General features: G+C 59.2%; 13 protein-coding genes. 5 read left to right on the top strand and 8 right to left on the bottom strand.

The features are described from left to right. Nucleotides 1–321: 321 nt before the first annotated feature. A complete protein-coding gene (gene cysK / locus N5D61_RS15085; RefSeq protein ID WP_108235632.1) occupies nucleotides 322–1,296 on the bottom strand; it encodes a cysteine synthase A in 975 nt (324 codons plus the stop codon). Nucleotides 1,297–1,423: 127 nt separating this feature from the next. Here cysK and N5D61_RS15080 point away from each other — a divergent pair, with 127 nt between their 5' ends. The 4 genes from N5D61_RS15080 (at nucleotide 1,424) to N5D61_RS15065 (ending at nucleotide 5,904) form a co-directional block, all read left to right on the top strand. Continuing rightward, nucleotides 1,424–2,500, top strand: a complete 1,077-nt coding sequence (locus tag N5D61_RS15080; RefSeq protein ID WP_279893407.1) for a DUF748 domain-containing protein — start codon at nucleotides 1,424–1,426, stop codon at nucleotides 2,498–2,500. A gap of 154 nt (nucleotides 2,501–2,654) precedes the next feature. Further along, on the top strand, nucleotides 2,655–3,500 hold the full coding sequence (locus N5D61_RS15075; RefSeq protein WP_279893383.1) for a MoxR family ATPase: 846 nt from the start codon (nucleotides 2,655–2,657) through the stop codon (nucleotides 3,498–3,500). Nucleotides 3,501–3,515: 15 nt separating this feature from the next. Then, nucleotides 3,516–4,694, top strand: coding sequence for a VWA domain-containing protein (locus tag N5D61_RS15070; RefSeq protein WP_279893382.1), 1,179 nt, complete (start codon nucleotides 3,516–3,518; stop codon nucleotides 4,692–4,694). A gap of 364 nt (nucleotides 4,695–5,058) precedes the next feature. Continuing rightward, nucleotides 5,059–5,904 (top strand): hypothetical protein, encoded by an 846-nt coding sequence (locus tag N5D61_RS15065; RefSeq protein WP_279893381.1) that lies wholly within the window; start codon nucleotides 5,059–5,061, stop codon nucleotides 5,902–5,904. Between the two features lie 48 nt (nucleotides 5,905–5,952). On the opposite strand, the gene N5D61_RS15060 is transcribed toward N5D61_RS15065, so the two are convergent. The 7 genes from N5D61_RS15060 to N5D61_RS15030 form a co-directional block, all read right to left on the bottom strand. Beyond that, entirely contained in the window at nucleotides 5,953–6,531 is a 579-nt protein-coding gene (locus N5D61_RS15060) for a hypothetical protein (RefSeq protein ID WP_279893380.1), read from the bottom strand. Nucleotides 6,532–6,649: 118 nt separating this feature from the next. Next, nucleotides 6,650–7,570: a biotin-dependent carboxyltransferase family protein gene (locus N5D61_RS15055; RefSeq protein WP_279893379.1), complete on the bottom strand. Its 921-nt coding sequence runs from the start codon at nucleotides 7,568–7,570 to the stop codon at nucleotides 6,650–6,652. Beyond that, nucleotides 7,567–8,271, bottom strand: coding sequence for a 5-oxoprolinase subunit PxpB (gene pxpB / locus N5D61_RS15050; RefSeq protein ID WP_279893378.1), 705 nt, complete (start codon nucleotides 8,269–8,271; stop codon nucleotides 7,567–7,569). Before pxpB ends, N5D61_RS15055 begins: the two co-directional genes overlap by 4 nt. After that, nucleotides 8,268–9,020 (bottom strand): LamB/YcsF family protein, encoded by a 753-nt coding sequence (locus N5D61_RS15045; RefSeq protein ID WP_279893377.1) that lies wholly within the window; start codon nucleotides 9,018–9,020, stop codon nucleotides 8,268–8,270. The genes pxpB and N5D61_RS15045 overlap by 4 nt, the downstream gene beginning before the upstream one ends. A gap of 190 nt (nucleotides 9,021–9,210) precedes the next feature. Beyond that, nucleotides 9,211–9,735: a DUF2937 family protein gene (locus N5D61_RS15040; RefSeq protein WP_108235638.1), complete on the bottom strand. Its 525-nt coding sequence runs from the start codon at nucleotides 9,733–9,735 to the stop codon at nucleotides 9,211–9,213. Between the two features lie 13 nt (nucleotides 9,736–9,748). Next, nucleotides 9,749–10,522 carry a class II glutamine amidotransferase gene (locus tag N5D61_RS15035; RefSeq protein WP_108235639.1) on the bottom strand — a complete coding sequence of 258 codons (774 nt, stop codon included), beginning with the start codon at nucleotides 10,520–10,522 and terminating at the stop codon, nucleotides 9,749–9,751. Nucleotides 10,523–10,558: 36 nt separating this feature from the next. After that, complete coding sequence (locus tag N5D61_RS15030; protein ID WP_279893376.1) at nucleotides 10,559–11,068, bottom strand: MFS transporter; 510 nt, start codon at nucleotides 11,066–11,068, stop codon at nucleotides 10,559–10,561. A gap of 142 nt (nucleotides 11,069–11,210) precedes the next feature. On the opposite strand from N5D61_RS15030, the gene N5D61_RS15025 reads away from it, so the two are divergent. Continuing rightward, nucleotides 11,211–13,268: a S9 family peptidase gene (locus tag N5D61_RS15025; RefSeq protein ID WP_279893375.1), complete on the top strand. Its 2,058-nt coding sequence runs from the start codon at nucleotides 11,211–11,213 to the stop codon at nucleotides 13,266–13,268. The last annotated feature ends 36 nt before the right edge of the window (nucleotides 13,269–13,304 follow it).

The raw sequence follows: 13,304 nt of genomic DNA, 5'->3' as shown, positions 1-13,304 counted from the left end.
ACGCTCCTTGAACAGGCGTGAAACCATCGTTGCACTGAAGCCATTGTGGGAGCGTGGCTTGTCCCGCGATCGGCGGCGCAGTCGTCGTAAAGCGGCGCAACCGGTGCTGTCAGATGCATCGGGTTACGCCGGTTTACTGCCGCTTTGCGGCAGATCGCGGGACAAGCCACGCTCCTACAGGAATCGCAAGCTGATCGAACGCATTCTAAATCACTGCGAAACCCGCCCCATGACCTATATCAGGCCTGCGGCGGGATCTGAATGGCGCCCATCATAAGCCTTCGTCGGCCCGGTAAAAAGCCAGGCCGTGGTCAGAGACGACTACTGGGTCAATTCCTGCTCGGTAAACAGGTCACTGAACAGCATGCTCGACAGGTAACGCTCCCCCGAGTCCGGCAGGATCACGACGATCGTCTTGCCCTGCATTTCCGGTTTCTCGGCCAGGCGTACGGCGGCCTGCATCGCCGCGCCACAGGAAATTCCGCAGAGAATCCCCTCTTCCTGCATCAAGCGCAACGCCATGGCTTTGGCTTCGTCGTCGCTGACCAGCTCCACCTTGTCGATGATCGACAAGTCGAGGTTTTGCGGAATGAAACCGGCGCCAATGCCCTGAATCTTGTGCGGGCTGGGGGTGATTTCTTCCCCGGCGAGCGCCTGAGTGATAATCGGCGAAATCATCGGCTCAACGGCAACGGATAGAATCGGTTTGTTCATGGTTTTCTTGATGTAGCGGGAAACGCCGGTAATGGTGCCGCCGGTGCCCACGCCCGCGACCAGCACGTCGATGGCGCCATCGGTGTCGTTCCAGATTTCGGGCCCTGTGGTCTTTTCGTGGATGGCGGGGTTGGCCGGGTTCTCGAACTGCCCCGGCATGAAATACGTGGCCGGTTCGCTGGCCACCAATTCTTCAGCCTTGGCAATCGCGCCTTTCATGCCCTTGGCGGGCTCGGTCAACACCAGCTCGGCGCCCAGCGCCTTGAGCACCTTGCGACGTTCGATGCTCATCGACGCCGGCATGGTCAACATCAGCTTGTAACCGCGCGCGGCCGCCACGAAAGCCAGGCCGATCCCGGTGTTGCCCGAGGTCGGCTCGACGATGGTCATGCCCGGCTTGAGTTTGCCCTTGCTTTCCGCGTCCCAGATCATGTTCGCGCCAATGCGGCATTTGACCGAATACCCCGGGTTGCGCCCCTCGATTTTGGCCAGAATCGTGACCCCACGCGGCGCCAGGCGATTGATCTGGACCAGCGGCGTGTTGCCGATGGAGTGGGCGTTGTCTGCGAAAATACGGCTCATGACCGGGTCCTTGTGCAGGTGGGGGAAAAGCCCAAAGCCTATGCCTTGAGCGTGTATGGCGTCCAGTCGAGGCGAACCGATGCTGGTGCCAGGAGTCAACAGCCTCAGTCATCCGGAGAATGTCGTCATGAAACGTCGCTATAGCTGGCCGCTGTGGACAGTCGTGGGCCTCGTCGTGCTGCTGATCGCCATCCACATTGCCCTGCCCTACGTGGTGCGCAACTACCTCAATGAAAAACTGGCCGACATGGGCGACTACCGCGGCCATGTGACCGATGTCGACCTGGCGCTGTGGCGCGGCGCCTACCGGATCAACGGCCTGGATATCGTCAAGACCGATGGCAAGGTGCCCGTTCCGCTGCTCAAGGCCCCCTTGATCGACGTGTCGGTGAGTTGGCACTCATTGTGGTACGACCATGCTGTGGTGGCCGAGGTTGCCTTTCTGAACCCGGAACTCAATTTCGTCGACGGCGGTACCGACAAACAGCAGTCGCAGACCGGTGCCGGGACCGACTGGCGCGCGCAACTGGATAAGCTGTTGCCCATCACCCTCAACGAGGTGCGCGTCGATAACGGCAAAATCACCTTCAGCAACTTCAATTCCACGCCCAAAGTCAAAATCGAAGCCGACAAGGTCAACGCGAGCATCTACAACATCACCAATGTCGTCGATCAGGCGGGTAAGCGCGACGCGCGCTTCGAGGGCAAGGCCCTGCTGATGGGCCAATCGCCACTTGAGTCCAGTGCCACCTTCGATCCCTTCAGCAACTTCGAGGATTTCGACTTCAAGCTGCGCGCCACGGACCTGCAGCTCAAAAGCATGAACGATTTCGCCTCGGCTTATGGCAAGTTCGATTTCAACGCGGGTAGCGGTGACATCGTCATCGAGGCGCAGGCAAACAAGGGCCAGCTCAGCGGCTACATCAAACCCCTGCTGCGCGACGTCGACATCTTCAACTGGCAGCAGGACGTGGAGAACCAGAACAAGGGCTTCTTCCGCTCGGTCTGGGAGGCCATGGTCGGCGCCAGCGAAACCGTGCTGAAAAATCAGCGCAAAAATCAATTCGCCACCCGGGTCGAGCTCAACGGCAGTGTGCACAACCAGAAGGTCAGCGCGTTTCAGGCATTTCTGCAGATTCTGCGCAACGCTTTCGTCCAGGCGTTCAACACCCGATATGACAGCGGGAAGAGCGAGGCGAAATGATCGACGGGCGTCGAAAGCCGACCCGCCATTCAGCAACTGAATAAAGGGTCTGCGTTCACAGTCGAACGAGGCGCGCGTTATAGTCGACTCATTCTTACCCCGTTTTTTTTGCGGTGCGGCATCGCGTCCGTCCGCCACGTTCGAGGATTTTCCGATGAAGTTCGAAGGCACTCGCGCCTATGTCGCCACTGACGACCTGAAGCTGGCCGTCAACGCGGCAATCACGCTGGAGCGTCCGCTGTTGGTCAAAGGTGAGCCTGGCACCGGCAAGACCATGCTTGCCGAGCAGTTGGCTGAATCCTTCGGCGCCAAGTTGATCACCTGGCACATCAAATCGACCACCAAGGCACATCAGGGCCTGTACGAGTATGACGCTGTCAGCCGCCTGCGCGACTCGCAACTGGGCGTGGACAAAGTGCACGACGTGCGCAACTACCTGAAAAAAGGCAAGTTGTGGGAAGCCTTCGAAGCCGAGGAGCGCGTCATCCTCCTGATTGATGAAATCGACAAAGCCGACATCGAATTCCCCAACGACCTCCTGCAAGAACTCGACAAAATGGAGTTCTACGTTTACGAGATCGACGAAACGATCCGGGCAAAAAAACGCCCGATCATCATCATTACTTCAAACAACGAGAAGGAATTGCCGGACGCCTTTCTGCGCCGTTGCTTCTTCCATTACATCGCTTTCCCCGACCGTAACACGTTGCAGCAGATCGTCGACGTGCATTACCCGAACATCAAAAAAGACCTGGTCAGCGAAGCGCTGGACGTGTTCTTCGATGTGCGCAAGGTGCCGGGCCTGAAGAAAAAGCCCTCCACCTCAGAGCTGGTGGACTGGCTGAAGCTGCTGATGGCCGACAACATCGGCGAAGCGGTTCTGCGCGAGCGCGATCCGACCAAGGCCATCCCCCCGCTGGCCGGCGCCTTGGTGAAGAATGAGCAAGACGTTCAGTTGCTCGAGCGTCTGGCGTTCATGAGCCGACGCGGCAATCGTTAAGCCGGAGCCATTGCCATGCTGCTCAACCTGTTCAACGAAATGCGCGCAGCCAAAGTACCGGTCTCGGTGCGCGAGCTGCTCGACCTGATCGACGCGCTGAAGCATCGGGTGACATTCGCCGACATGGACGAGTTTTATTACGTGTCCCGCGCGATTCTGGTCAAGGATGAACGCCATTACGACAAGTTCGACCGGGCCTTCGGCGCCTACTTCAACGGGCTGGAAAAGCTTGACGATCACTTGCAGGCGCTGATTCCCGAAGACTGGCTGCGCAAGGAGTTCGAACGTTCGCTGACGGATGAAGAGCGCGCGCAGATCCAGTCGTTGGGCGGCCTGGACAAGCTCATCGAGGCCTTCAAGCAGCGCCTGGAAGAACAGAAGGAGCGGCACGCGGGCGGCAACAAGTGGATCGGCACTGGAGGCACCAGCCCATTCGGCTCTGGCGGCTACAACCCCGAAGGCATCCGCGTCGGCGATGCGGGCAAGCGCCAGGGCAAGGCGGTCAAGGTCTGGGATCAGCGCGAATACAAAAACCTCGACGATCAGGTCGAGCTCGGCACTCGCAACATCAAGGTCGCCTTGCGCCGCCTGCGCAAATTCGCCCGTCAGGGTGCTGCGGACGAGCTGGACATCGACGGCACCATCGACCACACCGCTCGTGACGCCGGCCTGTTGAACATCCAGATGCGGCCTGAGCGCCGCAACACCGTCAAGCTCCTGCTGCTCTTCGACATCGGCGGCTCGATGGACGCCCATGTGAAGATCTGCGAAGAACTGTTCTCGGCGTGCAAGACCGAGTTCAAACACATGGAGTATTTCTACTTCCACAATTTCATTTATGAATCGGTGTGGAAGAACAACCTGCGCCGCACCTCCGAACGCACATCCACCCAAGACTTGCTGCACAAATACGGCGCCGACTACAAAGTGATCTTCATCGGCGACGCCGCCATGGCCCCGTATGAAATCACTCAGCCGGGCGGCAGCGTCGAACACTGGAACGAAGAAGCGGGCTACGTCTGGATGCAACGCTTCATGGCCAAGTTCAAGAAGGTCATCTGGATCAACCCCTATCCCAAGGATGCATGGGGCTATACCACCTCGACCAACATCGTGCGGGATTTGATCGAGGACCAGATGTATCCGTTGACGCTGCGTGGGTTGGAGGAAGGGATGCGGTATTTGGCGAAGTAAGGCTGAGACTGTAGCAGTCCGGTTTGTCGGCGGCGGCGCGCCTACCCACGTCGCTGGCTGCAAGCCAAATTGCTACGCAAATGCGGCCAGTCATTGAGCCTTCACGTTGTCTTAAGCAGCGCCCCGCCTTACAAGTGCCTGAGAATCTCAGCCCTCTAAAACAGCTACTCATTACTTAATTAAGTACCGAACATACTGCATTGCTACGTTTTAATTCTTGACGAACCTCCGCTTCATTGATTACGTCGCTTTTGTCAGTCGCAAATAGACGTGACCGTACCTGACCATTACAGGTAGTTAATTTTATAAAGCACTGAGCGCGCCACTCAGCGAGCGCGCTTGCCCCTAAAGAAAGGATACTTAAATGAGAAATATGAAATCGCTATTTGCCTGCCTCGCACTGGCGGCAACTGCCATTGACGCAACCCGTGCGAGTGTTGAAGATTCGATCTCTGATACAGCTGTACGTATCGTAGAATTACCAGATAAGCTCAACACAGTTATCGGAACGCTGGACAACGACAACAGTGAAAAACACTACAGCTTTACCGCCACTCGAGGACAGAAAGTTATCGTGAGTGAAATCCACCCGATCGGTGGGCGATCAAAATTTAAAATCGATTATCAAATCAATGGAAAATGGCGCCCAGTTCCCACGTTCTCGCCACTGATCACTTCGGCACTGGAGCCAGGTCAGGCCATCCAGATAAAAGTTTCAAAAAACACACCGACGCCACTGACAGCCAACGACACCTATCATATTGAATTCGGTTCGGCCCCGTTCATCCATAACTACGACGTTTCCGGTGATGCCCAACAATTTTCAATTCGTTTTCCGACCACCAAACTTTCCAGAAAAACAAGCTGGCAGGCTACCGTACTTGACTCGACCGGTCATCCGGTGGAGGGAGTTGCCGTCAAATTAGCGCTTAATTTGGACAGTCTTGCCACAGACAGAATGATTATTTCAGAGAAAATGAGCAGCAGCTACGGAGCAGTCAATGGAGAGGTGAATCTCGCGGGCTGCACAGGCAGAGAAGTCACAGAACCCTTTGTGGGGGTGTATGACTTCCGAACTCGCTGGCAAGTGGCTTATAACACAGGTTTTTGGTACATGTCGCCAGGCTCACATGTGGATGGAGGAATCGGCAGCAAAAATGGGGAAAACGTACCGCTTACCCATATTTGCAGTCAGCGTGTTGTACGTTAAGAAATAACAGGGTCAGTCTGAGCAGCATCGCTCAGACCGATCCGCTTTTCACCAAGAACTTGCAAAATACTTTGCATATTCTGCGCTTAGCCCTTCTCTCGTGCGGTTAACCACACTGGCGAGCGCCATGATGTAATCGGTGGCCAACGATTGAAGTTTAGTTTCCTGATTTGCCCAATCAGAAAGACGCGCACAGTGCTCCGCCGTGATTATTCCACTTTTAGAAAAAAATCTGATTTCGCTACGTTCATTAACGGTGAACGCCAAATCCTCGGCCGCCCATCCTGGATGAGGTTGACTCACGCGATTCATGAATTCACCCATCGCCTTGCCCAACGTGTCCGCCATACTCCGTGCATGAGCTTTTTTACCATCAATTTTCAGTTGCTCGTACATGTCATACGAACTCCAGGATCTGCCGATTGTGCAGCCGTCGGAAGTGGTGCCAAATACCTCGCTCATGTCCCTTTCATAGTATTGCGCAGCAGGCTCCGGGCAATTTCGTATCCACTCACACTTCATTTCGGTCTGAGGATCGACGTCGCCAAGCTGCTTGGCTTTTTCATACGCAATTTGTACTGCCTGTTTGTATGTATGACGCTGGTCCACGATCACAGTCAAATTCATAGCGTGTTCCTATCCAGGTGTCTTCAACCTGCATAGCGACCGGCTCAAAAAAAACCTGACCGAGTAATTCATACCGACCGCTCCGGTCAGTACGTGGGAAAAAAGCCACAACGCCGTTTTAACACTTAAGTAACTGCAGCCACCCCACCTGCTCCCGCCATGCCACTTCCTGCACCACCGGTCTCATCCGCACTACGCTGCCCGGCAGCTTCTGCGCCAGCCGCGCCAGTGATAGCGGGGTCAGCGCGCCGAGGCGGGGGTAGCCGCCGATGGTCTGGCGGTCGTTGAGCAGGACGATGGGTTGGCCATCCGGGGGGATTTGGATGGCGCCAAGGGGGATGCCTTCGGAGATCATGGGTTTGCCCTGATACACCAACTCCGGCCCCAGAAGGCGCATGCCCATGCGGTCCGCGCGGCTGTCGAGGGTCCAGTCGCTGTTGAAGGCGTCGAACAGGCTTTGGCCGCTGAACTGGCCGATCTGGGCGCCGAGCACGACGTCCAGCGGGCGGGTGTCTTCAAGGTTCGGGATCAGGTGATCGGGCAAGGTGCTCAATTCAAACGAGGTCCCTGAGTAGCTCAGTTGGTCGCCCTGCTTCAGCGCTTTGCCACTGCCATCAAGGCCGCCCAGCCCTTCTCTTCCTACCGTCGCGCAACTGCCCAGCACATCGACCGCATCAAAGCCGCCAGGCGCGGCGAGGTAGGCACGCGCCCCCGAAACCGGCTGAACGAAGCGCAATTGCTGGCCCTTACGAACGAAAAAGCTGCGCCAAGGCGCGATCGGACGATCGTCCAGCATCACGCCCAGATCCGCACCCGCCAAAGCGAGGCAACAGTCCGACTCGGCGATCAGCACCAACCCGCCCAGCGCCACTTCAATCACCGCCGCGTCGAGCGGATTGTTCAGGAGTTTGTTCGCCCAGGCCATGGACAACCCGTCCAATGCGCCCCCTTGCGTCACGCCCAGATGACGCACGCCAAAACGGCCGGCGTCCTGCAACAGACAAAGCGGCGTACTGCTTTTCACCGTCAGCAGGCTCATGCCAAGGCCTCCAATGGCGTGTCGTCGCCGCCCAGGCGGATGAATTCAGCGTGATCGATGGGATCGAAGCGCACGGTGTCCCCGGGCTGCATGAGGCTGTAGCCGTCGATGTCACGATCGAACAATTTGGCGGGAGTGCGACCCAGGATGTTCCAGCCGCCGGGAGACTCGAGCGGGTAAGCGGCGGTCTGGCGCTCAGCGATTCCGACGCTGCCTGCCGCCACCCGTTTGCGCGGGGTTTTGATCCGCGGCGCAGCCAACACTTCCTCCACCAAGCCCATGAAGGCGAAGCCCGGCGCGAAGCCCAGCGCGAAAACCTGATACTCACGCTGACTGTGACGACGAATCACCTCGTCCACCGACAATCCGCTGCGTTTGGCAAGTAGCGTCAGTTCGGGACCGACATTGAGGTCGTACCAGACCGGTATCGCATGGCTGCGCCCGCCGCTGCCCGCATCGGGGGAAAGGTTTTCCAACGATTCGGCAATCAAGGCCCGGGCTCGCTGCGGGTCCAGCGCCATCAGGTCGTAATGCACCATCAGCGTGGTGTACGACGGCACCAGGTCGATCAAATGGGCACCGAACCCATGGCGCAAGCGCTGGCTGGCGGCAAGCATCCACGGCATGTTGGCTTCGTCGATGGCATCGAACAGACGCACCATCAGGCAATCGATCGCCACGACCTCGATACGCACATTCATGATGCAGACATCGTTCCCAGCGCCTGACGAATCCGCTGCACGGCGGCAATGGAGCTGGCGTTGTCGCCGTGCACACAGAGGGTGTCGACCTTGAGCTTGAGTTCGCTGCCGTCGCTGGCGATCAACGCCTCGCCACGAGACAGGGTCATCGCTTGCTGGATGATCAGCTCCGGCTCGTGATGCACCGCGCCCGGCAGGCTGCGTGACACCAGACGGCCCGCGCTGTCATAGGCGCGATCGGCGAAGGCCTCGAACCACAGGGTGACACCGAACTCATCGGCCATTGCCTGGACCGCGCTGTTGTCGCGCATCGACAACACCATCAGCGGCAGTTCCGGGTTGTAGCGGGCAATGCCTTCGATGACGGCGCGCAGTTGGGTTGGGTTGGCCATCATGTCGTTGTACATCGCGCCGTGGGGTTTGACGTAGCGAACCCGCCCGCCCTGGGCGCGAGCCACGCCATCGAGTCCGCCGATCTGGTAATGCAGCAAGTCTTGAATTTCCTGTGGCGAGCACGCCATCGAACGTCGGCCGAAACCCACCAGATCCGGGTACGCCGGGTGCGCCCCGATGGTGACATCGTGTTTGAGCGCCAAGGCCACGGTCTTGCGCATGACGCTCGGATCTCCGGCGTGGAAGCCGCAAGCAATGTTGGCGCAGTCGATGTACGGCATGACCTCGGCGTCCAGGCCCATGGTCCACGCGCCGTAGCTTTCGCCGATGTCGCAATTCAATAACAGGCGGCCCAAGGGGTGAACTCCTGTGTGAATGAGAGGGGATCGAGGCTTGAGTCTACGCGGGCAGCGCCGCTGAGACACGCCTGTCGTGTGCAGGCGCATTTTTGGGTGAAAGAGGCGGGAACGTCCAACGAATAAAAACGGGAGGGGAGGATAAGAAAAAGTGAACGCGCTGCTCTCTCCTACAAGAAAGCGAGCAGCTTCACTCCCACTCCCGCCGGACCCGACGCTTGTAGACGCGGCCCACGAACAGCCAGTCGATGAATACCACGAAGCTTTCGATCACCAGCGAGAACAGCAACGCGCAGGCCAGGCCCCAGCCGATCACTTCCGGCGACAGCAGCACTTGCCAGGTGTAGCCATTCCAGGTCTCGGCGCGGATGTCCGGGTCGGCGGCCGTCAGCACGTGCCAGGCACGCAGATACCACGGGCCCTGCAGGGCCATCCATTCACGGTCGAGCAGTTGATTGCGGCTCAGCAGGTTGCTGATGTTGTTGGCGTCCGTGCGGAAGACCGGGTCTTCGCTATTGCGATAGTGCTGGATCAGCGCCTGCACATCACCGTTGAAGAAGCGTTGGGCGGTCTCGTTGTACCCGCGCAAGGTTTGCTGGGCTTCCATCAAATGGGCTTCGACACGCTTGCTGTAGTCGCTGATGAATCCCGGAATCTGCACGCCGATCAACAGGCCTGCGGTGAACAACACCAGTCGCACATAGCTTCGCAGCATAGGTCCCTCTCGATCAGGTTCGGCCTTCGGCCACGCATTCGCCACGTCGCCACAGGCTCCAGTGGCCCGGCTCGTAGCGATTCCAGGTTTCGTTTTCAGTCAGCGGCTCGGTGGCAATGACTGTGACCACGTCGTCAGGGGTTGTTTCCGCCTGAAAATCCACGATCACATCGACGTCTTTGAGCCGAGCCGGGCCGAAGGGCGCACGGCGGGTGATGTGCACCAGCTTGGTCGAACAAAAGCAGAACAGCCAGTCGCCGTCACTGAGCAACGCATTGAAAACGCCTTTGCTGCGGTATTCGCCGCACGCCTGCACCAGGGTCGGGAGCAATTGCTCCACCTCGACCGGCTCGGGAAAGTCTTCACGCACCCGGTTCAACAGGTCACAAAAAGCCGCTTCGCTGTCGGTGTCCCCCACCGGACGGTAGAACGTGGCGCTGGGGTGAAAGTCCGCCAGTTGCCCATTATGGGCAAAACACCAGTTGCGCCCCCACAGTTCACGCACGAATGGGTGCGTGTTCGACAGGCAGACCTTGCCCACGTTGGCCTGGCGGATGTGGCCGATCACCACTTCGCTCTTGATCGGATAACGCTGGACCAGTTGCGCGACTTCGGATTCGCTGCTCGCCGCAGGGTCTTGAAACACCCGCAGGCCGCGCCCTTCGTAGAATCCGATGCCCCAGCCGTCGCGGTGCGGACCGGTGCGGCCACCGCGCTGCATCAGCCCGGTGAAGCTGAACACGATGTCGGTGGGTACATTGGCGCTCATGCCCAGAAGTTCACACATGCTCGGGTCTCGAAGGTTCGTCGGCAGGCAGGCCGGTCAAAGCTTGGGTTCGACCCGGTAGCGGCCGGCAGTGCCACCGCTGCCACCTTTACTCGGCGGAGTCGCCGCGCTGCCGTAGCGGGAAGGTACCTGCGCGGCAAACGGCTCGTCGTTTTCTTTCTCCTCGGCGGCCGCTTGCGCGGCGACGGCCTCTGCGTGGGCTTGTCGGGCCTTTTTCTTGCGCAGAAACGGCAGGCGGATCAGCGCGAAAACGACATACACCCCCAAGGCGATGGCGCCATAGGTCGACAGATCCAGGGCGGCACGCCAGACGTTGTTGCCCACCTTCAGGCCCAGGTCCAGCACACTGATCGCCAGCGCGGGTGCGTAGGTTTCCTTGACCGGATCGATCACGGTCGGGCAGAACAGCAGCACCGCGCCAATGACGCGCAGCGGCTCGCGAAGGTAGCGCCACATCCAGCCGGTGAGCTTGAACCACACCAACAGACAGCCCAACGCGGCAAACGCGTAGAGCCCCCAAGCAATCAGATAGTCGTTGTCGGTCATGACGTCCGTGGTAAGGGAGGTAAAGAGGCGCTTATGATAACGACTTTTCACCGGCCTGGCTTACCCGGCTTCAGTAATCGGTCCGCTGCGCCCTTGCAGGTGCTTTTCGCAGCGGCCGGCTTCCCATCAGAGAGAGCCTCGCATGCATTCATCCCTCCGCACTTCCAGCGCCCCGATTGCCCGCAAAGGCGACGGCCCTGACCCCTATGCCTGGCTGCAGAACCGCGACACCGATGAGGTGATCGACTATTTGAAGGCCGAAAATACCTACCAAGACGAGCAACTGGCCGATCAGGAAGCACTGCGCGAGTCCCTGTTTCAGGAAATCAAGAGCCGCATCCTGGAGACCGACCTGTCGCTCCCGTCGCCATGGGGCCCGTACCTCTATTACACCCGGACCACCGAAGGCGATGAGTATGCCCGGCATTACCGCTGCCCGCGCCCGGCGGACGACGCCCTCACCGTCGACGAAAGCGCCGAAGAACTGCTGCTGGACCCCAATGCCCTGGCCAACGGGGGCTTCTTTTCCTTGGGCACGTTCAGCATCAGCCCGGATCATCAGCGCCTGGCCTACAGCACCGATACCAGCGGCGATGAGATTTATCGTCTGTTCGTCAAGGAGCTGAACACTGGCGATATCACCGCTCTGCCGTTCGAGGACTGCGATGGCAGCATGACCTGGGCCAACGACAGCCAGACCCTGTTCTTTGGCGAACTAGACGAGACCCATCGCCCTCACAAGCTGTATCGCCACCGGCTGGGCACCCATGACGCCGATCTGGTGTTCAGCGAGCCCGATGGCCGCTTCTTCCTGCATTGCTACCGCACCAGTTCCGAACGCCAACTGGTGCTGGCACTGGACAGCAAAACCACCGGCGAGAGCTGGGTACTGGACGCCAGCACACCGGAGCAGGCCTTCACCTGTATCGCTGCACGCAGTGAAGGCCACGAGTACTCGGTGGACCATGGCTTGATCGACGGCACCTGGAGCTGGCTGATTCGCAGCAACCAGACCGGTATCAACTTCGCACTGTTCCATGCCCCCGAGCAGGCCAGCGGGGTACCGGAGCGCAGCACATGGCAGACCCTCGTCCCGCACAGCGAAACGGTCATGCTCGATGGGTTCAGCCTGAACGCCCGGGGCCTGACCCTGAGCCTGCGCGAAGGCGGCCTGCCCATTGTCGAAGTCCACCCCCAGGGCCTGCCCGCCTACCGCGTGCGACTGCCGGATGCGGCGTACAACCTCTATGTGCAGGACACCCTCGAATTCGAAAGCGACAGGATCCGACTGCGCTACCAATCCCTCAATCGTCCGCCGCAGGTTCGCCAACTGATGCTGGCCACCGGCGAACAGGTCGTTCTCAAGGAAACGCCAGTATTGGGTGAATTCGACGCCGATGCCTACGTCAGTCAGCGGCTGTGGGCGACTGCGGCCGACGGCACCCGAGTGCCGATCAGCCTGGTCGTCAAACGGGAACTGGCCGGCCAGCCGGTCCCGCTTTACCTGTATGGCTACGGTGCCTATGGCGCCAGCCTGGACCCGTGGTTCTCCCATGCCCGGCTGAGCCTGCTCGACCGCGGCGTTGCCTTCGCCATCGCCCACGTGCGCGGCGGCGGGGAATTGGGTGAGGCCTGGTACCGCAATGGCAAACAAGCGCACAAGCAGAACACGTTCGACGACTTCATCGCCTGCGCCGAACACCTGATCGCAGAACACCTGACAACTTCCGAACAGTTGGTGATCAGCGGCGGCAGCGCTGGCGGTTTGCTGATCGGCGCGGTCGTGAATCAACGCCCTGAGTTGTTCAAGGCGGCGATCGCCGAAGTGCCGTTCGTCGACGTCCTCAACACCATGCTCGATCCGGATCTGCCGTTGACCGTCACCGAATACGACGAATGGGGCAACCCTCAGGAGCCGGAGGTCTACGCTCGGATCAAGGCCTACGCGCCTTATGAAAACGTCAGTGCGCAGGCGTATCCCGCGATGCTGGTGATCGCCGGATACAACGACAGCCGCGTGCAGTATTGGGAAGCGGCCAAATGGGTGGCCAAGTTGCGCGACACCAAGACCGATGACAACCTGCTGTTGCTCAAGACCGAACTGGGTGCAGGGCATGGCGGGATGAGCGGTCGCTATCAGGGATTACGTGACGTGGCGCTCGAATACGGCTTTATCTTCAAGGTCCTGCAAATGGCCTGAGGAACTCTCTTCACCCGACGGGTCCTATCTGACGGC

Source organism: Pseudomonas sp. GD03842 (assembly GCF_029841165.1).
Lineage (GTDB): Bacteria > Pseudomonadota > Gammaproteobacteria > Pseudomonadales > Pseudomonadaceae > Aquipseudomonas.
The sequence above is the reverse complement of the archived record's forward strand: the minus strand, read 5'-3'. Positions and strand labels throughout refer to the sequence as shown.